Source organism: Dialister succinatiphilus YIT 11850 (genome assembly GCF_000242435.1).
GTDB classification, from domain to species: domain Bacteria; phylum Bacillota; class Negativicutes; order Veillonellales; family Dialisteraceae; genus Dialister; species Dialister succinatiphilus.
Window position 1 is genome coordinate 64,845 of the sequence record NZ_JH591188.1, and the last position, 22,536, is coordinate 87,380.

General features: G+C 54.1%; 18 protein-coding genes and 1 tRNA gene. 13 read left to right on the forward strand and 6 right to left on the reverse strand.

Annotation, left to right across the window (positions count from 1 at the left end):
- Positions 1-432 precede the first annotated feature (432 nt).
- Together aroD and HMPREF9453_RS05685 are read right to left on the reverse strand one after the other, a co-directional pair.
- Positions 433-1,191, reverse strand: coding sequence for a type I 3-dehydroquinate dehydratase (aroD, locus tag HMPREF9453_RS05680; protein ID WP_008859607.1), 759 nt, complete (start codon positions 1,189-1,191; stop codon positions 433-435).
- A 12-nt stretch (positions 1,192-1,203) separates the two neighbouring features.
- Positions 1,204-2,316: a M24 family metallopeptidase gene (locus HMPREF9453_RS05685; protein ID WP_008859608.1), complete on the reverse strand. Its 1,113-nt coding sequence runs from the start codon at positions 2,314-2,316 to the stop codon at positions 1,204-1,206.
- A gap of 1,115 nt (positions 2,317-3,431) precedes the next feature.
- Here HMPREF9453_RS05685 and HMPREF9453_RS05700 point away from each other — a divergent pair.
- Together HMPREF9453_RS05700 and HMPREF9453_RS05705 are read left to right on the forward strand one after the other, a co-directional pair.
- Complete coding sequence (locus tag HMPREF9453_RS05700) at positions 3,432-4,871, forward strand: class I adenylate-forming enzyme family protein (RefSeq protein WP_008859610.1); 1,440 nt, start codon at positions 3,432-3,434, stop codon at positions 4,869-4,871.
- 58 nt (positions 4,872-4,929) lie between these two features.
- Entirely contained in the window at positions 4,930-5,544 is a 615-nt protein-coding gene (locus HMPREF9453_RS05705) for a Maf family protein (protein WP_008859611.1), read from the forward strand.
- 988 nt (positions 5,545-6,532) lie between these two features.
- Here the strand turns inward: HMPREF9453_RS05705 and HMPREF9453_RS05715 are convergent.
- Positions 6,533-7,714 carry an iron-containing alcohol dehydrogenase gene (locus tag HMPREF9453_RS05715; RefSeq protein ID WP_008859612.1) on the reverse strand — a complete coding sequence of 394 codons (1,182 nt, stop codon included), beginning with the start codon at positions 7,712-7,714 and terminating at the stop codon, positions 6,533-6,535.
- 1,131 nt (positions 7,715-8,845) lie between these two features.
- Between HMPREF9453_RS05715 and HMPREF9453_RS05720 the strand changes: the two genes are divergently transcribed.
- The 9 genes from HMPREF9453_RS05720 (at position 8,846) to HMPREF9453_RS05760 (ending at position 18,934) form a co-directional block, all read left to right on the forward strand.
- A complete protein-coding gene (locus HMPREF9453_RS05720; RefSeq protein WP_008859613.1) occupies positions 8,846-9,889 on the forward strand; it encodes an ABC transporter substrate-binding protein in 1,044 nt (347 codons plus the stop codon).
- A 563-nt stretch (positions 9,890-10,452) separates the two neighbouring features.
- A complete protein-coding gene (locus HMPREF9453_RS05725) occupies positions 10,453-11,241 on the forward strand; it encodes an ABC transporter ATP-binding protein (RefSeq protein WP_008859614.1) in 789 nt (262 codons plus the stop codon).
- Positions 11,234-12,028 (forward strand): ABC transporter permease, encoded by a 795-nt coding sequence (locus tag HMPREF9453_RS05730; protein WP_008859615.1) that lies wholly within the window; start codon positions 11,234-11,236, stop codon positions 12,026-12,028. The genes HMPREF9453_RS05725 and HMPREF9453_RS05730 overlap by 8 nt, the downstream gene beginning before the upstream one ends.
- A 293-nt stretch (positions 12,029-12,321) precedes the next feature.
- Positions 12,322-13,377, forward strand: a complete 1,056-nt coding sequence (locus tag HMPREF9453_RS05735) for an extracellular solute-binding protein (protein WP_008859616.1) — start codon at positions 12,322-12,324, stop codon at positions 13,375-13,377.
- 70 nt (positions 13,378-13,447) lie between these two features.
- Positions 13,448-14,554, forward strand: coding sequence for an ABC transporter ATP-binding protein (locus tag HMPREF9453_RS05740; protein ID WP_008859617.1), 1,107 nt, complete (start codon positions 13,448-13,450; stop codon positions 14,552-14,554).
- Entirely contained in the window at positions 14,551-16,203 is a 1,653-nt protein-coding gene (locus HMPREF9453_RS05745; RefSeq protein ID WP_008859618.1) for an ABC transporter permease, read from the forward strand. The genes HMPREF9453_RS05740 and HMPREF9453_RS05745 overlap by 4 nt, the downstream gene beginning before the upstream one ends.
- A gap of 39 nt (positions 16,204-16,242) precedes the next feature.
- A complete protein-coding gene (gene deoC, locus HMPREF9453_RS05750) occupies positions 16,243-16,932 on the forward strand; it encodes a deoxyribose-phosphate aldolase (RefSeq protein ID WP_232217331.1) in 690 nt (229 codons plus the stop codon).
- A 629-nt stretch (positions 16,933-17,561) separates the two neighbouring features.
- Entirely contained in the window at positions 17,562-18,722 is a 1,161-nt protein-coding gene (locus HMPREF9453_RS05755; protein ID WP_008859620.1) for a hypothetical protein, read from the forward strand.
- Positions 18,723-18,857: 135 nt separating this feature from the next.
- Positions 18,858-18,934: transfer RNA gene (locus tag HMPREF9453_RS05760), tRNA-Arg, on the forward strand.
- Positions 18,935-19,179: 245 nt separating this feature from the next.
- On the opposite strand, the gene arsB is transcribed toward HMPREF9453_RS05760, so the two are convergent.
- The 3 genes from arsB to HMPREF9453_RS05775 form a co-directional block, all read right to left on the reverse strand.
- Complete coding sequence (arsB, locus tag HMPREF9453_RS05765; RefSeq protein ID WP_008859621.1) at positions 19,180-20,235, reverse strand: ACR3 family arsenite efflux transporter; 1,056 nt, start codon at positions 20,233-20,235, stop codon at positions 19,180-19,182.
- Positions 20,222-20,524 carry an ArsR/SmtB family transcription factor gene (locus tag HMPREF9453_RS05770; protein ID WP_008859622.1) on the reverse strand — a complete coding sequence of 101 codons (303 nt, stop codon included), beginning with the start codon at positions 20,522-20,524 and terminating at the stop codon, positions 20,222-20,224. The genes arsB and HMPREF9453_RS05770 overlap by 14 nt, the downstream gene beginning before the upstream one ends.
- A 302-nt stretch (positions 20,525-20,826) precedes the next feature.
- Positions 20,827-21,708, reverse strand: a complete 882-nt coding sequence (locus tag HMPREF9453_RS05775) for a DMT family transporter (RefSeq protein WP_008859624.1) — start codon at positions 21,706-21,708, stop codon at positions 20,827-20,829.
- A gap of 340 nt (positions 21,709-22,048) precedes the next feature.
- On the opposite strand from HMPREF9453_RS05775, the gene HMPREF9453_RS05785 reads away from it, so the two are divergent.
- Together HMPREF9453_RS05785 and HMPREF9453_RS05790 are read left to right on the forward strand one after the other, a co-directional pair.
- Positions 22,049-22,255, forward strand: coding sequence for a DUF2922 domain-containing protein (locus HMPREF9453_RS05785; RefSeq protein ID WP_008859626.1), 207 nt, complete (start codon positions 22,049-22,051; stop codon positions 22,253-22,255).
- Positions 22,256-22,286: 31 nt separating this feature from the next.
- Positions 22,287-22,511, forward strand: a complete 225-nt coding sequence (locus HMPREF9453_RS05790) for a DUF1659 domain-containing protein (RefSeq protein ID WP_008859627.1) — start codon at positions 22,287-22,289, stop codon at positions 22,509-22,511.
- Positions 22,512-22,536 lie beyond the last annotated feature (25 nt).

Genomic DNA, 22,536 nt, shown 5'->3' on the forward strand with positions numbered 1-22,536 from the left:
CTTACTTCGCCCCACTTGGAGGTCCTATGCAGGACCTCCACAGTGGCACTATAAAGCTCCGTTATGCTGTGAAGCTGCTTATGAAAGGACTGCTTTTCAGAGCTTTATTCTGCCCCCTGTATAGGGGGAAGTCCGGCGAAGCCGGATAGGGGGAGGCGAGCGCAGCGAGCCAATCAGCAGAATGGTTATTTTGCCATATGGCACTGAAAGTAAATCCCGTAACGCTGACTTTATAAGTATTGCCTAGGGCAATCCGCAACCCTCGGGGCCCAAGGCCCCGTCAAACTTAAGAACCCTCCGGCCCATGGGGCCGGTCAATCTTAAGCCCCTTTCACCCTGCCCCCTGAGCGAAGCGAACACAACCTGCCGCCATTAGGCGGCCACAACCCTCGGGGCGCAGCCCCGTCAACCCTCACGCCGCAGGCGTGTCCTTTATTTATACAGTATTTCCAGCAGGGTCCGTGCTTCTTCTACGGTGAGCTGGCCGGGGGCGCTGGCTTCTTTTCCGGCGGCGAAGGTGAGGGGGGCGCCCAGGCGGTTCCCGGCGACTCTGGTGAGGACGCCTGTGGGGCCCATGCCTATGGTGATGATGGGGGTGTCGGGGAAGCGTTGGCCTACCCGGGCGGCGGCGTTTATGAGGGCGGCGGTGTCCAGGGGCGTCTTTGGCATGACGGCGATTTTCAGGATGTCCGGATGGAAGGAGTGCATATTTTCCAGGGTGTCCACGATTTCCATTTCTGAAAGGGCCCGTTTGAATTTGTGATAGCTCATGAGCGTGGGAATCTTCTGGGCTCTGGCCCGGGCCATGAGGATTTTGGTGTCCAGCATTTCGTGGCCGTATTCAATGTCGATGATATCGGCCCACCGGGAGGCGAGGATGAGGGAGATGAGTCTTATATAGTCGCCGCCGGGGGTTTTATGGACGCCGCCCTGGCTTTTGGTGCGGAGGGTGGTGAGGAGCGGGGTGTCCTGGAAATGGGAGCGGATGATGCGAAAGGCTTTGTCCAGGTCTGCTGTGGCGTTGAAGTCTTCTTTGTTCAGAAGGTAGTCCACCCGCCATTCCAGCATGTCGGGGCGCTGGCTTTCCAGAGCAGCGCATTCCCGGTCCAGTTCGTCAAAGGAAGGGGAAACCAGGGGGACGCAGATTTTGGGTCTGCCTTCGCCGAGTACCATATGTCTGATTTGAATCATAATTTTCTCCTTTCAGGAAATCTGCCAGCCCCGGGGCGCATGGTTCAGTACTTCGCAGCCTGTGTCGGTGACCAGTACCAGGTCTTCCACGCGGACGCCGAAGCGGCCTTCCAGATAAATGCCCGGTTCAATGGAAAAGATCATGCCCTTTTGGGCGATAAGGGGGGAGGAGGCGCTGACTTCTCCTTCTTCGTGTTCTTTCAGGCCGATGAAATGGCCCAGACGGTGGGTGAAGAAGGGACCATAGCCGTCGTCTTCTATGTGCTTTCTGGCGGCCCGGTCCAGCTCCGCCAGGGGAATGCCGGGGCGTACCAGGGATTCCGCCAGTTCACCGGCTTCCCGTACCAGACGGTGCACCTTTTCCTCTTCTTCCGTGGGAAGGCCGGTGAAGAAGGTGCGGGTCATGTCGGAGCAGTAATGGTCCTTCCGGCAGCCTATGTCAAAGAGCACCACTTCGCTTTCGGAGAGTTTCGTGTCATCGGGCATATGGTGGGGATCGGCGCCGTGGGCACCGAAGGAAACAATGGGTGGGAAGGAAAAGCCTTCGGCCCCTTCTTCTTTATATATGGCAAGGAGCTTGTCGGCACATTCCTTTTCTGTCACGCCCGGACGAATCCAGCGGGAAATCCGCTCCATGGCCCGGTCATTGATGGCCGAGGCCACACGCATGGCTTTGATTTCCTCCTGGCCCTTCACTGCCCGCAGGCGGTCCACCAGAGGTGAGCCGTTTATAAAGGAAAGGTCCCGGCGGAGGGCCATGAGGGAGAGAAGGAAATGGGACGGCCAGGTCTTGTCAATGCCCACCGTGCCTTTGGGCAGGCGGGAGGAAAGAAGGGCAGGGCCGTCTTCTCCGTCTTCAAAGGAAATATCCGCCGTCTCCAGCGAGGCTTCGGCGTCTTCCATGGAAAGGCCCATGCCTTCTTTCAGCGGAAACAGGCGATTCCGGATCCAGAAGGAAGGTCCTTCCCGACAAATCACCAGCACTGTGAGCCGTTCGCCGGGGTGGATAATTTCCCCGGTGAGATAAAAGAGGGCGGCCGTCTCTGAAATGATAAGGGAGGAAAGGCCCATCTCCGCCAGTCCTTCACGGACAGCGGCGATACGCCTTTTGTATATCTCTTTCATAATATCACTCCTTAATGCTTTCTTAACTCTATTATATAGGAAATAAAAATTTTTGCTGAGAAAGTTTTGGGGGAGACCGTGGGAATGCTGTCCGCTATCCTCTGCCCCCTGAGCGAAAGCGATACACAACCCACGGCGGAGCCGCCACCACCCTATGGACACGCCCTTATGGGCGTGAGGGTTCTAAAGTTTGACGGGGCTATCGCCCCGAGGGTTCTTAAGTTTGACAGCGGCCCTGCCGCTGAGGGTTGTAGTATGGCGCCTTATATTTATTGAAGGCGCCCTTTTATGATAAAACCTTTACAATCGGGCTTTCACCCGAGGGAAAACTATACAACCACCCTGCGGGCGTTGGAAATACATTCCCCCTTTGGTGGCTGGCGCCACCACCTTGCCCGATGGGAAGCGTGTCACTTGATTCTCAGTCGCCTACGGCTCCTTGCGAATCAAGTTCCCTTGCCACCCGGTGGGAAGCATGTCACTGGATTCGCGGGTCGCGGGGCTCCCCTATGAATCCAGTTCCTTTGCCACCCCCGCAGTTCGGTGGGGCGGCAAAAGGAAAGCGCCTTAATGGGCAGGCTAGGCGCCTTACTTCGCCCCACTTGGAGGTCCTATGCAGGACCTCCACAGTGGCACTATAACCCGTGCTTATGGTAGTGCGACTTATGAAGAGAGTGTTTCGCGGTGTTTTATTCTGCCCCCGCTTGCGGGGGAAGTCCGGCGCAGCCGGATAGGGGGTGTATCTGCCGAAGGCAGATAATTCAGCAGAATGGTTATTTTGCCATATGATGCAGACAGGTTAATCCGTAACGCTGACTTTATACTCATCGCCCGTAAGGGCGATACCACAACCCTCGGCCCTATGGGCCGTCAAACTTACGAACCCTCCGGCCGCAGGCCGGTCCATCTTAAGAACCTTTCCCTCTGAACCCTGAGCGAAGCGAACATAACCCGCTGCCGACAGGCGGCCACAACCCTCGGGGCGAAGCCCCGTCAACCTACCCCTCTGAACCCTTTGAACCTTTTGAACCCTCTGAACCCTCACACCACAGGTGTGTCCATCGTTTGAGATGCCATTTGTAATCTGCTACAATAGAACCAAAGTGAGGTGCGCTATGTTTATTCATGAAATCATCAACCAGGCGCCTTCAGACCATGTGGCCATTGAGGGCGATGAAAGGGTAACCTACGGGGAACTGAGGAATCTGGTTTCCCTGTATCGGAATCAGCTGTATGAGATGGGCATCCGACGGGGCATGAAAGTGGGACTGTACTCTGCCAACCGGGCGGAGTTTATTTATGTGCATTTGGCGGTGATCAGCCTGGGGGCCGTGATTATCCCCATTAACAACTCCCTGGTGGACCGGGAGGTGGACTACATCCTGAAGGACGGGGAGGCATCGCTTCTGGTGACGGATACGAAACTTTCCGTTTCCATCCCCTCCGTGGATATCCATGACCTGGATTTCCAGGCCCGGCAGCGGAAGGCATCGGAGGCGCCGGCGTTTCCTTCAGACCTGACGGAGGATGAGGTGTGCGCCTTTGTGTATACCTCCGGCACCACCGGCAGCCCCAAGGGCGCCATGCTGACCCATCGGAATCTGGTGCGCAATGTGGAGCAGTTTACCCAGATGGTGATTTTCAAGCCGGAGGATAAAATCCTCTGTGTGCTGCCTATGTTCCACTGCTACGGTCTGACCACAGTCATTCACGCAGGCCTCATGCATGGAAGCACCATCGTTATCCTTCGCTCCAAGAATCCTTCGGAAATCATCAATGCCATTGTGGAGCACAGTGTCACCATGGCTATCATGGTGCCGCCCATGTACAACCTGCTGGCCCGCCGGGGTGAACCGTCGGTGATGCAGACAGTGCATGATTTCATTTCCGGCGGCGCTCCCATTCCCCAGCCTGTGGCCCAGGCCTTTTACGACCGTTTCCACCATCCCGTGCGGGAAGGCTACGGCCTCACAGAGGCGTCGCCGGTGGTGAGCGTCCTGCCGTCGGATCGGCTGAAATATCTGACTGTAGGGCCCGCCATTCCCGGCGTGGAAGTGAAAATCGTGACAGACCGGGAAGGCCCCTATCAACCGGGCACCGTAGGCGAGCTTCTGGTGCGGGGTGACAATGTGATGAAGGGCTACTGGCATCGGGAAGAGGAAACGAAGAAGGTGCTGGAGCCGGATGGCTGGCTCCATACGGGCGATCTGGCCTACATGGACGAAGACCGGTTCATTTACATTGTGGACCGGCTGAAGGACCTGATTATCGTGAATGGGGAAAATATCTATCCCGGTGAAGTGGAAGACTGCATTTATGAAGTGGAAGGGGTTTCCGAATGCGCCGTCATCGGCCATCCTGACCCTCTCCGGGGACAGGTGGTATGGGCCTATGTGGTGATGAAGGAAGGATACGATTTTGACGAAAACCGGATCCGGAAATACCTGTCCAGAAACCTGGCCAGCTACAAAATCCCCCGCCGCTTCATTCCCATGGACGCCCTCCCGAAAAATGCGTCAGGGAAAATCCTGAAACGGGCACTTCGCAACAAATAAAAGAAACGGCGCTTCGCTGCGCCGTTTTTCGTATTTCACAAGAAAGGAAATCCAAATCATGCATATCATACTGGCATCCGCCTCGCCCCGCCGCCGGGAACTGATTCATCAGATCCGCTGGGAAGGGGACATAGAACCGGGCCATTTCCCGGAAGTGACCAATGAAAAAGAAGCCCTGGCTTTCATTCGAAAGAGGAGGCTGGAAACGGAATTTGCCCCCTTCTCCCGGGCCGGTCTGGTGTGCGCCGTCAACGCCTTCGGCAAGGCCGAAGATGCCGCTTCCCGACGGGGCGATATGATCCCCGTGGTAGGCGCCGATACCATTGTAGTGCTGGAGGATCGGGTGCTGGGGAAGCCCGGAAACCGGGAAGAAGCCTTCTCCATGCTCCGCAGCCTTTCAGGGAAAACCCACGTGGTTAAAACAGGCATGGCCATTTTGTACAGAGGGAAAATCAGCCTCTCCGTCACCGCCACCAAAGTCAGATTCCGACACCTTAAAGAAGAGGAAATCAGGAAGTATATAGAAACAGGAGAACCCATGGACAAAGCCGGCGCCTACGGCATCCAGGGCCTGGGCACCCTTCTGGTGGATTCCATTTCCGGTTCCTACGACAACGTAGTAGGCCTGCCTCTGACAGTGCTCTATGAGAAAATGGGCGAAATCGTTGGTTAGGGAACGGCTGTCTGCCTGCCGCTATCCGCTTACCGCCGGCGGAAAGACATGAGGCGGTCAGACGGCAGATATCAGATGGGCTGTATTCCCGAACGCAAAGGGGCTTGAGGGTTCAGGCGCCTGTGGCGCGGTCGGGATCGGGACCGGGGCGGTGCTTTCCAGTATTCCCGAAGGTTGACACGCCCTTACGGGCGTGAGGGTTGAGCCAGCCGCCGGGCCTTTCGGCCCTGGGCTGCCAGGGTTCTGTCCGGGACCGGCTGACGCCTTACAGGCGGGCTCCGGGCTCTCGCCCTCGGGAGTTATATAGTATCGCTGCGCTGGCGAGGTACGGCGCCTTCGGCGCCATTTTTTATACCGCCTTTGGCGGCGAAAACCATACAACCGCCCTGACGCCCTATGGGGCTTGAGGGTTGACGGCCCGCTGGGCCGAAGGTTCTTAAGGGGCTTAAGTTTGACGCGCCTCTGACGCGAGGGGTGTTGTAGGGCGCCTCTAAATTATAGAAGGCGCCAGTTTGTATAAAACCATACAACCACCCTGCGGGCGTCGGAAAACAGGCCAGCCTCGCTTTGCTCGTGTAACGGCTTCCCCCCCCCTTGCCCGCTTCGCGGGACTTCCCCCGCAAGCGGTGGCAGAACAACCCGTGCTTATTGTAGTGCAACTTATGAAGGGATTGCTTTGCGAATCTTTATTGTCCCACCGCTCAGCGGGGGGAAGGTGGTGCCGTAAGGCACCAAAGGGGGGGAAAAGCCACTGTAGCTGGCTGATCATCGTAATGATTATTTTGCCATATGACACCGAAAGTAAATCCCGTAACGCTGACTTTATAAGCATTGCCCGCAGGGCAATCCACAACCCTCAGCGCCGCAGGCGCTGTCGCCCCCTGAGCGAAGCGAACACAACCTGCCGCCATTAGGCAGCCATAACCCTCGGGGCGAAGCCCCGTTTACCCTGCCCTTTGACACGCCCGGCAGGGCGTGTCAAAGGGTTTTATAATGCCTTTTTATAAATAGCCACGAAGTCTTCTTCCGTAAGGGGATAGAAGCCATGGAGGATGCCGTCTGTGCTTTTCCAGGCCATGGCGTGGGCCGCCATATCTTCGAAAAGGGCGTCGTCCAGGCCGATTTCAGAAAGGCGGCCTGGGAGGTAAAGGGATTTGGTGAAGAATTTCCGAAGTTTCCTGATGCCTTTCCGGGCGGTTTTGATTTCATTCTTTCCCTCTTTTACGCCCATGACGCGGACGGCGAAGCGGGCAAGGCGCGGCGCCGTTTCTTCGTTCAGCACATACTCCATAAAGGCGGGGGTGAGGATGGCCAAGCCCAGGCCGTGGGGGATGGGGAAGAAGGCAGAGAGCTCGTGCTCCAGAGCGTGGCAGGTCCAGGACACGGAGTGACCCCGGTCGATGAGGTCGTTGATGGCCCATTCGGAGTCCCAGAGCAGATTGGTCCGGGCTTCTTCATGGAAGCCGTCTTCCATGGCCAGCGGCGCCCAGCGGATGACGGAGCGCATCATGCTTTCCATGAATCCGTCCACTGCGTCGAAGCCTTCGGCCCGGTTCAGGTAGACTTCCAGAATGTGGGAGAGAATGTCTGCGCTGCCGTAGGCCGTCTGGGCGGGGGGAACGGTGAAGGTATTCTTCGGGGAAAGGAAGGAAACCCGGGGACGGAGGGCTTCCGTGGTCCAGCCCAGTTTTTCATGGGTGTCGGGATTGGTAATGACGGCGCAGCTGTTCATTTCGGAGCCTGTGGCAGCCATGGTGGGAATGGCCATGATAGGCAGGGCATGGGAAATCTGCGCTCTGGATTTCACTAAATCCCAGGGGTCTCCATCGTAGAGGGCGCTTCCGGCAATGACCTTGGCAGTGTCAATGACGCTGCCGCCGCCTGCGGCAATCACCAGGTCTATGCCCCTTTCCCGGCAGAACCGGGCGCCCTGCCGGGCCAGCGGCATCTCGGGATTCGGCTTTACACCGGAAATTTCATAGGCCGAAATACCGGCTTTCCGGATTTCCTCTACAATAGTATCGTAAATGCCGTTTTCCCGGATGGAACCGCCGCCGTAGATCAGAAGGGCGTTCTTCCCCCAGCGGGGCAGCTCTTCGTGGAGATGGGAGAGAGCGTCATTCCCAAAGTACACTTTGGTGGGATTGTGATAGATAAATGGATCAACCATGGGAACCTCCTTGTAATGACTGGAATAGATAATTCTATTATACCCCATGGGAGGGATGGCTGTCCGCTGTCGGCTTCCCTGGCGCCCTATGGGGTTTGAGGGTTCTAAAGTTTGACGGGGCTATCGCCCCGAGGGTTCTAAAGTTTGACAGCGGCTTTGCCGCTGAGGGTTGTGGTGGGCGCCTATGAATTGATAGAAGGCGCCCTCTTATGATAAAACTTAACAACCGGGCTTTCGCCCGTGGGAAAATAGGCCAGCCTCGCTCCGCTCGAGGAAATGCATTCCCCCTTTGGTGCCTTACGGCACCACCTTGCCGGTGGGAAGCATGTCATATGATATAGAAAACTAATTCCGTAACGCTGACTTTATAAGCATTGCCCGCAGGGCAATCCGCAACCCTCGGGGCCAAAGGCCCCGTCAAACTTACGAATCCTCCGGCCAAGGGCCGGTCCATCTTAAGAACCCTTTTTCCACAACCCTTCTACACAACCCGCCGCCGCAGGCGGCTATAACCTCCAGCCCCGCAGGGGCTGGCCACCTTCCCCTTGAACCCTCACACCGCAGGTGTGTCCAAAGGTAAGAAACAAAAATGACACAGGCTGCCGATTGGCGGTCAGGATAGCGATGGGGTGTCAAATCGGCGCTCTGCCTTGTACACCCTTTGCCTCTTCGAGGCGTTCCCCTCAAGGGGAAACGAGAAGTATGGAGAGGAAAAACAGAGAGTCATATATTTCATGTACCATTCCGCAGTTTCCCCCTTTGGTGGTGAACGCAGTGAGCCAATCACCAGCATGCGTATCATGCCATATGACCTATAAAGCCAATTCCGTAACGCTGACTTTATAAGCATTGCCCCCTAAAGGGGAAACGACTCACTACATTTTGCGCGTCGCTAGCGCTCCTTCAAAATGTGTTCGCTGTGCACCGTAGGGCAATCCACAACCCTCGGGCCAACGGCCCGTCAAACTTACGAACCCTGAGAACCCTCGGGGCACAGCCCCGTCAATCCTCACACCGAAGGTGTGTCCCATAGCCCCCCTGACCCCTTTTCTTCTTCCTGAAAATGGAGTAAAATACAGGCAATCGTTGATTCACCGGGGCTGCCCGGCGGTAGGAGAGGAGAATAGAAGAATGAATTTCAAAAAAGTATTTGCCATGATTCTGGCAGGGCTGATGGCTTTGACCGTTTCCCTGTCTTTTGCAGGCTGCGGAAGCAGCTCTGGCGGGTCATCGTCCGGCGGGGAGAAGAAGCCGGTGAAGGTGTCCCTGGCCATGCTCAGGCTCACCAGCAGCGCACCGCTTTTTATTGCCATGGATAAGGGCTATTTCAAGGAAGAGGGCATTGAAATCGATCCCCAGTGGTTCGATGCAGCCCAGCCCATTGCGGTGGCCACCGCTTCTTCCAAGGTAGATGTAGGCGCCACCGGTATTACGGCAGGCCTGTACAATATGGCCGCTAAGGGACAGAAACTTTACATTGTGGCTGATAAAGGCCGGGAAGAAAAGGGATATTCCTCCTCTGCGCTTCTGGCTTCTTCTGCAGAATATGACAATGGCCTTACTTCCATTGAAGCGCTGAAAGGAAAACGGGTGGGCATTACCCAGAAAGGCTCCACCTTCCACTACATGCTGGGACGGATGCTGGAATCCAAAGGCCTGACCCTGGACGATGTGACCATTGTGCCCCTGGGCAAGCTGTCCGCTGTCATGGCGGCACTCCAGAGCGGTCAGATCGATGCCTGCATCCTGAATGAACCGAACATTACCAAGGTCAAGAATGAAGGCTACGGAAAGGAAATCACCCAGGTGAGCGCCGTGATGCCTTACCAGACCAGCGGTATTTTCTACTCCCCGGAATTTGCCAAGAATAAGGACGCTGCGGTCCGTTTCATGAAGGCCTACAACAAAGCCTGCAATGAATACTACAATGCCGTGGTGGATAAGAAGGACCCTGCCAAATTGGACGAAGTGGTGAAAATCATTGCCAAGTACGTGAAGACGCCGGAAGCGGACATCCGTCTGGGCCTGCCCTATGTGGATAAGAACGGCGTGCTCATGGCTGATGATATCAAGACCCAGATCGACTGGTATTCCTCCCATGGCATGATCGACGGGAAACTGGATGCCAAAGATGTGGTGAATACATCCTTCCTGGAAGAGGCTATGAAGAAATAAGGAAAAGCGCCGCGAAACCAGCGGCGCTTCCTTCGTTATGGGGCGCCCTTCCCACAGGCGAAACCGCGCCCTTTTTTAAAATCTGCGGCGTCAGCCGCCACCACCCTTTGAACCCTCTGAAACCTTTGAACCCTCACACCGCAGGTGTGTCCAAGGGTAAGAAACAAAAATGACACAGGCTGCCGATTGGCGGTCAGGATAGCGATGGGGTGTCAAATCGGCGCTCTGCCTTGTACACCCTTTGCCTCTTCGAGGCGTTCCCCTCAAGGGGAAACGAGAAGTATGGAGAGGAAAAACAGGGAGTCATATATTTCATGTACCATTCCGCAATTTCCCCTTTGGTGGTGAACGCAGAGAGCCAATCACCAGAATGCCTATCATGCCATATGATACAAAAGTCAGATCCGTAACGCTGACTTTATAAGCATTGCCCGTAGGGCAATCCACAACCCTCGGGCCAACGGCCCGTCAAACTTACGAACCCTGAGAACCCTCGGGACGAAGTCCCGTCAACCCTCACACCCGACAGGGCGTGTTATAAAAATATAAAAACGGAGTCATCTATGGAAGTTATTATCGATCAAGTCAGCAAATCCTTCCGGAACGGCAAAAAGGTCCTGCCGGTATTGGAGGATATCAATATTACCCTGCACAAGGAAGAATTCGTGGCCCTCGTAGGACCCTCGGGCTGCGGAAAGTCGACCCTCCTTAATATCTGCGCCGGCCTTCTGTCGCCGGATGCAGGATCCGTCTATTTCACAGGGGAAGATCTGAAAAGCGAGCCCCGGGTATCCATCGTATTTCAGGAGACAGGCCTCATGCCCTGGCGGAACGTGTATGACAACATCGCCTTTGGACTGGACGCCGGCCATGTGCTGCCGAAGAAAGAATGGAAAGAGAGAATCGACCACTATATTTCCCTGGTAGGCCTTTCAGGCTTTGAGAAATCCTATCCCCATCAGCTGTCCGGCGGCATGAGACAGCGGGTAGGCATTGCCCGGGCCCTGGCCATCAATCCGGACCTGCTCCTCATGGACGAACCTTTCTCCGCTCTGGACGCCCAGACCCGCATCATCATGCAGCAGGAACTGGTGGACCTGTGGGAAAAGACGCGGCTCACCACCCTTTACGTGACCCACAATATCCAGGAAGCGGTCATGCTGGCGGACCGGGTGGTGCTTCTTTCACGGCGCCCGGGAAAGGTGCGGAATATCCTTTCCATTACCATCCCCCGGGGCGACCGGGAGAAACCGGAACATGCGGAAGAAATCGACCGCCTCACCCGTACCATCTGGGAACATATCAGCAAAGACGCCCTGGAGGCGATGACGGAGGTGAATGGCGATGAATAAGTACATGGTTGAAAATAAAATGAAACGGTGGCAGAAAAGTTACAGCCCCGCCGTTTCCCTGATTTCCGTGGCGGTGCTGCTTCTCATCTGGGAAGGCATCTGCCGGGCAGGGGTGGTGTCATCCCTCTTCCTGCCGCCGCCTACCCTCATAATTTCCGCTCTGATCGATATGATTCAGGATGGAGAAATCGGCGTCTCCCTGGCGGCCTCCCTGTATCGCATTCTGCTGGGCTTCTTCCTGGGCAGCGCCTTCGGCCTTCTGGTGGGCCTGGTCACCGGCACCTCCGCCCTGGCGGATCGCATGGCCAACCCCATCGTCAATGCCCTCTACCCCATTCCAAAAATCGCCCTGCTCCCCCTTTTCATCCTCTGGCTGGGTATCGGTGAAGTATCCAAAGTCACCATCATCGCCCTGGGCGTCTTCTTCCCCGTGGCCATGAATACCTACTCCGGCGTGAAAAACGTGGACACCCTGCTCATCAAAGTGGCCGTGAGCTTCCATGCCGGCTGGGGCTACACCATGAGAAACGTAGTGCTGCCCTACGCCCTCCCCATGATCTTCGCCGGCCTCCGCATAGCTTCCGGCACCGCCCTCCTCCTTCTGGTGGCGGCCGAAATGATTGCCGCTGAACAGGGCATCGGCGCCCTGATCCTCCACTACGGCGACCTCATGATCACCGAACGCCTCATGGCGGGAGTCATCGTCCTCTCCGTACTGGGCCTCATCTTCAGCCTGTTCCTCCAGTTTCTGGAAAGGAAACTGGTGCCCTGGAACCGTAAGGAATAGGAGAAGGAACTTCTTTTCATCTTTGAAACGGCATTTCTCTGATAAGGGAAATGCCGTTTTTGCATGGAAAACAGGGGAGAATTTTATAAGCTCCATGGAATTTACATAAACATTACAAAAGAGCATATTATTTTACAAAATCTATACAAAATACTTATGATATCTAGATATTTGATTATACTATGATACAATAAGATTAAAAGCCGGACATAGGGTGTACTGATTGGGGTGCACTTTTTGACGTGAAAAATGGAGAATCTGGCATGTTTCCGGGACATAAGGAGGCACATAGAATGAAAGGTTTGAAAAAGATGGCGGCCGTACTGGCATGTGCGGCTATTGCGGCAGGTATTTTTGCAGGCTGCGGCGGGGATAACAAGAAGGATGACAAGGCGGCAGCAGGGGATAAGGTGCTCACCGTTTATACGGCCCGCAGCGAAAGCTTGAATAATCTGGTCATTCCTGCTTTTGAAAAGGAAACGGGCATTAAAGTGAATATGATTGTAGCAGGCACAGGTCCTCTGGTGAAACGGGTGGCTTCGGAAAAGGATAACCCTCAGGGCGATGTGCTTTGGGCTGCCGATCAGACCATGCTGGAATCGCAAAAGGACCTTTTTGAAAAATATGTATCGCCGGAAGATGCCAATATGCTGGATAATGCAAAGAACAAGACCGGCTATTTCACTCCTGCCTTTGCAGATCCTACCGTATTTATCGTAAATACGAACCTGGCAGGGGACATGAAGATTGAAGGATTTGACGATCTTCTGAATCCCGCGCTGAAGGGAAAGATTGCCTTTGGGGATCCGGCCAATTCCTCTTCGGCCTTCCAGAGCCTTATGGCCATGCTCTATGCCAAGGGAAAGGACGGGGATCCGTTGTCCCCGGAGGCCTGGGCCTATGTGGATAATTTCATCAAAAACGTGGATGGCAAGTTCCTGAACAGTTCCGGCGCTGTCCATAAAGGGGCCGCTGATGGAGAATATACCGTGGGTCTTACCTGGGAGGACCCGGCAGCTACCTATGTGAAGAACGGGGCGCCGGTGAAGGTGGTATTCCCGAAGGAAGGGGCTATTTTCCCGGGGGAATCAGTGGAAATTATCAAAGGCGCCAAGCATATGGAAAATGCTAAAAAGTTTGTAGATTTCATGCTTTCTCAGAAAATCCAGGAGGAAGCAGGGAAGACGTTGACAGTCCGCCCACTCAGAAAGGGCGTGAAGCTGGCTGATTATATGACGCCCCAGGATCAGATTCATCTGTTTAAGAATTATGATGAAGGATGGGTAGCACAGCACAAGAAGGAAATCGTGGCCCTCTGGAACCAGCACTTGGAAAATTCACGGCAGTAATGATAAAGCAGACTGAAAAAGGGACGCAGAAAAATTCTGCGCCCTGTTTTCTTTCATAAAGGAGTTATCTATGAGCGTATCCATTGATATTGACCATGTGGTCAAGAAATATGGCAGCAATACAGTGATTAACGGGCTGTCTTTGTCGGTGAAGCCGGGAGAATTTTTTACTCTTCTGGGACCGTCGGGCTGTGGTAAAACCACCCTGCTCCGCATGATTATCGGGTTTAATTCCATTGAAGGAGGAACCATCTCTGTGGGAGGACGGGTGATGAATGACGTGTCTCCGGATAAGAGAAATATGGGCATGGTTTTCCAGAACTATGCCATATTTCCCCATATGTCTGTCAGAGACAATGTGGCCTTTGGCCTTCGTATGCGGAATATCCTGGAAAAGGACATCGAAGAACGAGTGGATCATATGCTGAAGGTGGTGAAGATTGACCATTTGAAGGACCGCATGCCGGTGGCCCTTTCCGGCGGACAGCAGCAGCGGGTGGCACTGGCCCGCGCTATTGTCATCAGGCCGGAGGTGCTGCTCATGGACGAGCCTCTGTCCAATCTGGATGCAAAGCTCCGTATCGAAATGAGAAGCGCCATTAAGCAGATACAGAAGAAGGTGGATATTACCACAGTGTATGTAACTCATGACCAGGAAGAGGCACTGGCAGTGTCAGACCGCATTGCGGTCATGAACGGCGGCATTATCCAGCAGATTGGAAAACCTGCCGATATTTACAAGCGGCCGGCCAATGTGTTCGTGTCCACATTTATCGGTCTTTCCAATCTTCTTGATGGCAGGGTTCATGGCAGCGGCAGCTCTCGAAGAGTGTCTTTTGATGGAACATCCTATGAAACGGTGATGGACAATCTGTCGGCAGAAGCGAAGGATAAGGAGCCGGTGATTCTGTCTGTGCGCCCGGAGGAATTTGATATCCATACAGATGGTGGTACAGCAGGTATTCGCGGGGAAATCGTTTCTTCCATTTTCCTGGGACTCACCACCCACTATTTCATCCATCTGGAAAACGGAAAGGATATTGAGGTGCTGGAAACCAGGGAGGACCATGATATCATTCCGGACGGTAGTGTCGTGACACTGACAGTAAAACCCCGGTTCATCAACGTTTTTCATAAGGCATCCGGCACATCCTTGATTGAAGGTGAACCATCATGAAGAAAAAACTGACCCTGTGGGACCTGTTCAGTGTCATGATTTTTGCATTCTTTGCTCTCTTCATCCTCTATCCGCTCTTCCTCATCCTGTACAAGAGCGTCATTTCCGGGGATACCGGTGCCTTTTCGCTGCAGTACTTTGCCCATTTCTTTGCAAAGAAATTTTACTGGGGCACCATGATTAATTCCCTGAAGGTAACGGTGGTTTCTACGGCTCTGGCGGCAGCGCTGGGACTTCCGCTGGCATACCTCATGGGTCGGCTGAAAATCAGGGGAAGCAGTTTCCTTAACATACTGATTGTCATCGCCTACTTGTCGCCGCCATTTATCGGAGCCTATGCCTGGATACAGCTTCTGGGAAGAAATGGCGTCATTACCCAGTTTCTGAACCATATGCTGGGTACCCATTTCGGCGGGGTGTATGGCTTCGCCGGCATTGTCCTTGTTTTCACGCTCCAGTCTTTCCCTCTTGTTTACATTTATGTATCGGGAGCATTGAAAAGTCTGGATAATTCACTGAATGAAGCGGCGGAAAGTCTTGGCTGTGGAAAGGCTGGCCGGATTCGCCGGATTATCATTCCCCTGGTTATGCCTACCCTCCTTGCCAGCTCCATGCTGGTCTTTATGCGGGTATTTGCTGACTTCGGTACACCCATGCTTATCGGTGAAGGCTATAAAACACTACCTGTGCTCATTTACAACCAGTTCATGGGAGAAGTCGGAGGGGATGACGGCTTTGCGGCAGCTGTCTGCTGCATCGTTATCGGACTGACCATCGTTATGTTCTTTGTACAGCGTTTCCTGGCCAACCGGAATACCTATGCTATGAATGCGCTGAAGCCCATGGTGGCAGAAAAGGCGAGGGGAGTAAAGAATCTGCTGGCTCATGCAGTGATTTACCTTGTGGTGGGGCTGGCAGTACTTCCTCAGGCAGTGGTTATCTATACCTCCTTCCTGGCATCCAACGGCGGACAGGTATTTACCGGCGGCTTTGCCCTTCAAAGCTATGAAGCCACTCTCTTTGCCAAAGACAATGATGTGATCTGGCACACTTATTTCCTAGGTCTCTGTGCCATCTGCATCGTTCTTGTGCTGGGCGTTCTCATCGCCTATCTGTCGGTACGGAAGAAGAATCCGCTGAACAGCGCCTTGGACGTGATTACCATGTTCCCTTTTATCATCCCCGGTTCTGTACTTGGCATTTCCTTCGTATTCGCTTTTAACAAATCGCCGCTGATTCTTACCGGTACGGCCATCATCATGATTATTTCCTTTGCTATCCGGCGTATGCCCTATACGGTACGCTCCTCCACGGCGGCACTGGGTAATATCAGCCCCTCCATTGAAGAGGCGGCTGTGTCTCTGGGAGCTTCGGAAATGACCACATTTCGGAAAATCACTATCCCCATGATGGCTCCCGGCGTCCTGTCCGGCGCCATTATGAGCTGGGTCACCATTATCAGTGAATTGTCATCGTCCATTATCCTTTATACGAATTCCACACAAACACTGACCGTATCTATTTATACGGAAGTCATCCGGGGCAATTACGGCAATGCTTCTGCTTATGCCACCATACTTACGGTGACCTCCATCATTTCCCTGCTTCTTTTCTATAAGCTCACAGGGAAGCGGGACGTGTCTCTTTGAAAGCGGAAAGGCAGGAAGCCCCTGCCTTTTTCTGCTATAATGCAGGAAGAAACAGATCACGCAGAAAGGAGCATTTCCATGACTAACGACTTCATCTTTTCCCATGTGGACCATACCCTTTTGAAAGCCACCGCTGCCTGGCAGGACATTTGCGCTTTATGCGAAGAGGCGGAAAGGTATCACATGGCTTCGGTGTGCGTCCCCTCCTCTTTTGTGAAGAAAATCCGTGAGCACTTCCCGTCCCTCACTATCTGCACAGTGGTGGGGTTTCCGCTGGGGAACTGCAGCACGGCGGCCAAAACGGTGGAGGCGGCAGAGGCCATCAGGGATGGTGCCGATGAAATCGACATGGTCATCCACATCGGTGCCCTGAAGGAGGGGAATCTTTCCTACGTGACCGGTGAAATCAAAGCTGTGAAGGAGACCATAGGGGACCATATCCTGAAGGTCATCGTGGAGACCTGCTATCTTACGGAAGAAGAAAAAATCGCTGCCTGCCGCTGTGTCACTGAAGGGGGAGCAGACTATATCAAAACATCCACCGGCTTTGGCAGCGCCGGCGCTGTGTTGTCCGATGTGAAACTCTTCAGGAAAAACGTGGGAGAAAAGGTGAAAATCAAAGCCGCCGGCGGCATCCACAGCAAACAGGAAATGGAAGATTTCCTTAACGCCGGTGCCTCCCGCATCGGCGCCAGCGGAGCCATTCCGGCACTTCTGGGGAAGGGCTGATTCCATGGGGATATAAATGAGGAGATTATATTCCGGCAGACTGCCTTGCGGCAGCTGCCGGATTTTTGCGGCCCGGTCCCCAAAGGCCGATAAGGGACTATAAATTGCGGCGAAGCCGCCACCACCACCCTCGGCCCAAAGGGCCGTCAAACCTAAGAACCTTTTCCCGAATCTTCCCGCCGACTGGTATTTACTACCGTTTGTCTCATGCCTGTCATGCACCGAGATTCTTCGCTGGCGCTTAGAATGACTGTGAGGGCGGGAAGACAATTCCGTAGCGCTGCTGCCGAGAGGCGGCTATATACTCATCGACGCCAAAGGCGTCGATACCACAATCCTCGCCCCTAAAGGGGAAACGACTCACTATGATTTGTGCGTCGCTTTGCTCCTTCAAATCATGTTCGCTGTGCACGCCAACGGCGCTGTCAAACTTAAGAACCCTCCGGCCGCAGGCCGGTCAATCCTAAGAACCTTTTTACACAACCTTTTTACACAACCTGCGGCGAAGCCGCGCCCCCTCATAATTCCCCTTTTCAAAAGAGCGGTATCTGGATTATAATTAAGAATGGAAAATTAGGGTACGCAGGGAATGACCATTCTCCCGCGCCGGTCCGGAAAGGAGGGACATCATGGGTTTATCCATCAGGGATATACTGATACTGGATTATTTTGACGGAAAGCCGCTGCATCATCGGATACCGCCTTATAAACTGCATATCTACGGCCCCGATGCCAATACCCGGATTGATGCCCTCATGGAAGATGGATGGATACGGTCCAGCCGGCCTCAGGAGACGGTGAACATGCTTCCGGACAAGGTGCTTTCTGATTTCCTGAAGCGCTATGACCTGTCCGGCGAAGGAACCCATGCGGAGCTGACGGGTCGGGTGATTTCCAAAATCCCGGAGAAGGACTATGCCCATGGAGTGCCCCGGATTTACGTACTCACCAGAGAAGGAAAGGCGGAAATTGGCCATCACATGGCCTATGTGCTGAATGTGCGGGAAAATTACGGATTAACGGAAGGGGAAATCGGGGAGTCCCAGAATGCCCTGACCCAGCGGGGGGAACCTTTTACGGCCCGGGATATTCTGTACCGCGCTTTCCAGCAGAAAATCGCTCTGTATACCATGGCGGGGGAATGGTCCAAGCTTCGGAATATGTACTACACGGTGGCCAATTTCTACCTGCGCATCAAGGACAAGGCCCATGCCCTGCCATACCTGTACCTTGTCTTTTTCATGGATATGTCGGGCATGGGAAATAAGAATAACCTGGTGCCCTATGAGAACCTGTTCCCCACCCAGAAGGGCATGATCCTTCTCATGGATGAAATACGGAAAGAACTACATCTGACGCTGGAAGATGTGAAGACATCCTTCCTGTCCTCCATTGCCCGCATGGCGCCAAGGCTGCCTTTTTCCTATTTTTCGCCCCAGATGATGGCATCCATGCTGCTGGAACGGCTCCGGGGGCGGGATTTTAACGGCACCCGCTACATTGCGGACCGCAACGTGCCGGACCCGTCTTCCAAATCCTATCACTACGTGCCCTACGGCAGGAGCGAGGCCAGGACGCCTTTGCGGCGGACGCCGGCAGTGAAGCCGAAAATCATGGCGCCACCGGTGCTCCGTATGCCCACCTTCACGGCGCCGCCGCCTTTCCGCCCCAGCGAAAACACGCCTCCTCTGCCCAAGGTGCCCCGGCCGGGACCGGAAAAGCCGGTGATGCCCAAGCCTTCGAGAAAAGAGAAGAAGGGACTGCTGGACAGGATTAAGGACCTGTTTTGACTGTTATGGGCTTCTCGCTCTTCTTCCGAGGCGTCCCTGCTTTCAGGAATGGGGCGCACCATCCGGCGGTAAGCGGACAGCAGGCCATATGTCACCCTTTACAAAATCCCATTCTTTTTGTAAAATAAAACTAATGCGTTTGTAGCTCAGCTGGATAGAGCAGCGGTTTCCTAAACCGTGTGTCGGGAGTTCGAATCTCCCCAAGCGCACCATGATAAAATCAGCACCTTTGAGATTTCTCAAAGGTGCTTTTTTGCTGCAGCGGTCACTATGAAATTCATTTTATTGTCTTTGTCAGCTGTTTCCTATACTTATTACAAGAAACGAATTGACGCAGGTATTCTTTCCGTTTCCCTGTCATATAGACGAAAGTGCTGGGGTGCGGAGAAATCTCACTTCAAAGGGAGGAGGCCCCTTGCGGCAGGCGTTGTGGGTGCAGAGGAAGGCTATCACCGGTTTATGATTCATGGGAAAACCATCCTTTCGTATGGTTGGCGATTCTGACCAGGGTGAGCATGACCGGGACTTCCGTGAGGACGCCTACGGTGGTGGCCAGGGCGGCGGGGCTGGAGGCACCGAAGAGGGCTACAGCCACCGCTACGGAAAGTTCAAAGAAATTGGAAGCGCCGATCATGCCGGCAGGGGCGGCGATGGAGAAGGGAAGCTTCAGCATATGGGCAGCTCCATAGGCCAGGAAGAAGATAAAGAAGGTCTGAATGGTTAAGGGCACTGCGATGAGAAGGATGTGCAGGGGATTGGAAAGGATCATGTCCGCCTGGGAGCTGAAGATGATGACCAGGGTGAGAAGAAGGCCTGCCGTGGTTACATGGTCGAATTTGTGGACGAAAACCTTATCCAGATAGGCTTCGCCGCGGTTCTTCACCACCAGGCGGCGGGTCAGTACGCCGCCGGATAAAGGAATGACTACGAAAAGAAAGACACTGACAAAGAGAATGTCGTAGGGAACGGATACCTGGGAAACACCCAGAAGGAATTTCACAATAGGCACGAAGGCCACCAGGATGATCAGGTCGTTGGTGGCTACCTGGACCACTGTGTACGCCGGATTTCCATGGGTGAGAGTGCTCCACACAAAGACCATGGCCGTGCAGGGGGCGGCGCCCAGAAGGACAGCGCCGGCCAGGTACTGTCTGGCCAGCTCCGGATCCATGAAGGCGCCAAACAGGTGGAAGAAGAAAAAGGCGGCAATGCCGTACATGGTGAAGGGCTTAATGAGCCAGTTCGTCACCCAGGTCACCAGAAGGCCTTTTCCATTTCTTCCGGCCTGTTTGATACTCTGGAAATCGACTTTAATCATCATGGGGTAAATCATAACCCAGATGAGCACTGCCATGGGAAGAGAAATGCCGTCTATCTGCAGGCGCCCCAGAAAGCGGGGCAGGGCGGGAAGGAAATGGCCCAGGGCCACGCCCAGTGCCATGCACATCAGCACCCACAGGGTGAGATAGCGCTGGAAAAAGCTCATATTTTTTTCTGTATCAGCAGCATGCATGATGGTCATCTCCTGTGTCTGTCACTTGAAACAGCTCCTCGATGAACCGGGCGAGCTCCCGGCCTTTGGTCTGGTTCAGGGAGTAGTACACCCATCTGCCTTCTTTTCGGCTGTTAACCAGACCGGCCTCACAGAGTACTTTCATGTGGTGGGACAGAGTGGGCTGGGAAAAATGGAGATTTTCCAGAAGCACGCAGGCGCATTGTTCGCCCTGCTCAAGCAGTTTGATAATGCGAAGGCGGCTTTCATCGGTGATGGCCTTCAGCATGATGATTTGTTCTTTTGGCATAGGTTTAGGGACCTCCTCGTATTTACCGACATCAATATATTGAAGAGCATAGCACATAGATTGACCTGCGTCAATATGTAGGACAGGGGACAGGGAGGGCTGATGCTGCGGAGCCGCTGGCTCGGGAGAGGGTCAAAGGGTTTAAAAAAGCGCGCCCAAAGGGCACGCTTTCGGTGTGAGGGGGCGGCTTACTTCTGGGCGCCAAAGGCGTCTGAGCCTTACTGCCTGTGGAAATACGGTTTCCCCGCAAATCTGCAAAGCGCATGGATGACGGCGGGCAGAGTCTTTTGGCGGATGGGCCCTTATTTCCTTGCCACTGCCGCCACGGCCAGGATGATGAGGGCCATGCCGAGGAGCTCCCAGAAGCCGAAGGTGAGGCGGAAGATGAGAAAGGAAAAAAGAATGGAGGACAGCGGCTCGATGGCAGAAATAATGCTGGCTTCCGTGGGGAGGATATAGGCCACGCTGCTGAGGTAGAGAACAAAGGAGCAGACCGTGCCGAAAATGACCACATAAGCGAAGGCAAGGAGCACGGACGTATCCACGGTGCCGGTGAAAGGCGTGAGGGCTGTCACCGGCAGGAGAAAGAAGGAGGCCGTGAACATGCCCCAGCCTACCACTAGGGGCGCTCCGTATTTCTTAATGATGCGCACCGGTTCCACCGTATAGAGGGCACAGGCCAGAGCCGACAGAAGGCCCCAGAAAAGGGCTTTTTCAGAAATGGCGAGACTTTTGAAGTCACCGCCCGTGGCAATGAGGGCCGTGCCGGCTATAGCGAAGAAGGCGCAGAAAATCTCCATCATCCGGGGCTGCCTCTTTTCTGACAGGCAGTACCAGAAAATGATGAGGATAGGCATGAGGTATTCCAGAATGGTGGCAGTAGGCGCATTGCTGTATTGGATGGAGGCAAAGTAGCCGTACTGGGTGCCCAGCATGCCGAAGGCACTGAAAATGAGGAGGTCCCGGCGATCCTTCCGGTCCTTCCATAGGGCGAATAGATTTCCTTTGAAGAAATGGGTCAGAAGAAGTAAAAGAAATCCGGCGGTCAGGAGCCGGAAAAAGGTAAGCCATGCAGGGGCTATATGTTCATTAATTAGAAGGAACTGGCCTGCAATGCCGCTGCTGCCCCAGAAGACGGAGCCGGCAGAGGCAGAGAGGAGCCCTTTTTTCCTATCAGCAGTCATCGAATCATCCTTTCAGTCTGTTTTACGAGCATATCATAACAAATGGAAATAAGGGCCGCAAGGAAGGGCGCTCTTTCCTGAAAGGTCCGGCAGGAGGGGCGGAGGGAATGACAGATGTTTCCTGGCGGCGCAGGGGAAAGTGCTTCGGCAGTGAATTTTGAAAAGAACCGGCACAGGGGAAATGGAAAAGCAGGGGAGAGTTTTTTTATTTCCTTTTTTTTGAGACTGGCCATTCCATCACCGGACTATGTACACAGAGAAACGGAGAGAGCGGAGCCGGCCCGGGCGGTAGGCTTTCTGCGGTTCTCCTGGAGATTTCATTTAGAAAGGAAGGATACCCATGAAAAATCTGGCACTCGTATTCAAAACCAACAGTAAATCCACCATGACCATTACCCTGGCCAATCCCAGGGATAATGTGACTCTGGACGAAGTCAAAGCGGCAGCAGCGAAAATGATTCCAGTCCTCGTCACCAGCGCAGGAGCAGATGTGACGGGCCTGGAAAAAGCCACTGTGATTACCACCTCCGAAGAAGAGCTGGCGTAAGTTTTTGTGAAGGTAGAAAGGAAGTCATACTATGGCAGTGAAAAAGGAAGCATACGACGTAAAGGTTCAGATTCGTTTCGAAAACGGGACTAACAGCTACGGCAAAACCGCCGTGAAGACCATGTCTCTGGGACAGATCAAACTGGGCGCCACCGACCAGGAGCTCCTGGATGCAGGGACCGCCCTGGCAGGTCTCTCCTCCATGCCTCTGGCAGGGATTCGGAGAATCGATACCGGTGACCTCGTAGAAGGCTGAGGCATAAAGGCAAAGGCCGCGGAGA

Coding starts and splice junctions, on each gene's coding strand:
- aroD (WP_008859607.1), bottom strand. CDS start 1,191: ATGATTCAAATCAGACATATGGTACTCGGCGAAGGCAGACCCAAAATC.
- HMPREF9453_RS05685 (WP_008859608.1), bottom strand. CDS start 2,316: ATGAAAGAGATATACAAAAGGCGTATCGCCGCTGTCCGTGAAGGACTG.
- HMPREF9453_RS05700 (WP_008859610.1), top strand. CDS start 3,432: ATGTTTATTCATGAAATCATCAACCAGGCGCCTTCAGACCATGTGGCC.
- HMPREF9453_RS05705 (WP_008859611.1), top strand. CDS start 4,930: ATGCATATCATACTGGCATCCGCCTCGCCCCGCCGCCGGGAACTGATT.
- HMPREF9453_RS05715 (WP_008859612.1), bottom strand. CDS start 7,714: ATGGTTGATCCATTTATCTATCACAATCCCACCAAAGTGTACTTTGGG.
- HMPREF9453_RS05720 (WP_008859613.1), top strand. CDS start 8,846: ATGAATTTCAAAAAAGTATTTGCCATGATTCTGGCAGGGCTGATGGCT.
- HMPREF9453_RS05725 (WP_008859614.1), top strand. CDS start 10,453: ATGGAAGTTATTATCGATCAAGTCAGCAAATCCTTCCGGAACGGCAAA.
- HMPREF9453_RS05730 (WP_008859615.1), top strand. CDS start 11,234: ATGAATAAGTACATGGTTGAAAATAAAATGAAACGGTGGCAGAAAAGT.
- HMPREF9453_RS05735 (WP_008859616.1), top strand. CDS start 12,322: ATGAAAGGTTTGAAAAAGATGGCGGCCGTACTGGCATGTGCGGCTATT.
- HMPREF9453_RS05740 (WP_008859617.1), top strand. CDS start 13,448: ATGAGCGTATCCATTGATATTGACCATGTGGTCAAGAAATATGGCAGC.
- HMPREF9453_RS05745 (WP_008859618.1), top strand. CDS start 14,551: ATGAAGAAAAAACTGACCCTGTGGGACCTGTTCAGTGTCATGATTTTT.
- deoC (WP_232217331.1), top strand. CDS start 16,243: ATGCAGGAAGAAACAGATCACGCAGAAAGGAGCATTTCCATGACTAAC.
- HMPREF9453_RS05755 (WP_008859620.1), top strand. CDS start 17,562: ATGGGTTTATCCATCAGGGATATACTGATACTGGATTATTTTGACGGA.
- arsB (WP_008859621.1), bottom strand. CDS start 20,235: ATGCATGCTGCTGATACAGAAAAAAATATGAGCTTTTTCCAGCGCTAT.
- HMPREF9453_RS05770 (WP_008859622.1), bottom strand. CDS start 20,524: ATGCCAAAAGAACAAATCATCATGCTGAAGGCCATCACCGATGAAAGC.
- HMPREF9453_RS05775 (WP_008859624.1), bottom strand. CDS start 21,708: ATGACTGCTGATAGGAAAAAAGGGCTCCTCTCTGCCTCTGCCGGCTCC.
- HMPREF9453_RS05785 (WP_008859626.1), top strand. CDS start 22,049: ATGAAAAATCTGGCACTCGTATTCAAAACCAACAGTAAATCCACCATG.
- HMPREF9453_RS05790 (WP_008859627.1), top strand. CDS start 22,287: ATGGCAGTGAAAAAGGAAGCATACGACGTAAAGGTTCAGATTCGTTTC.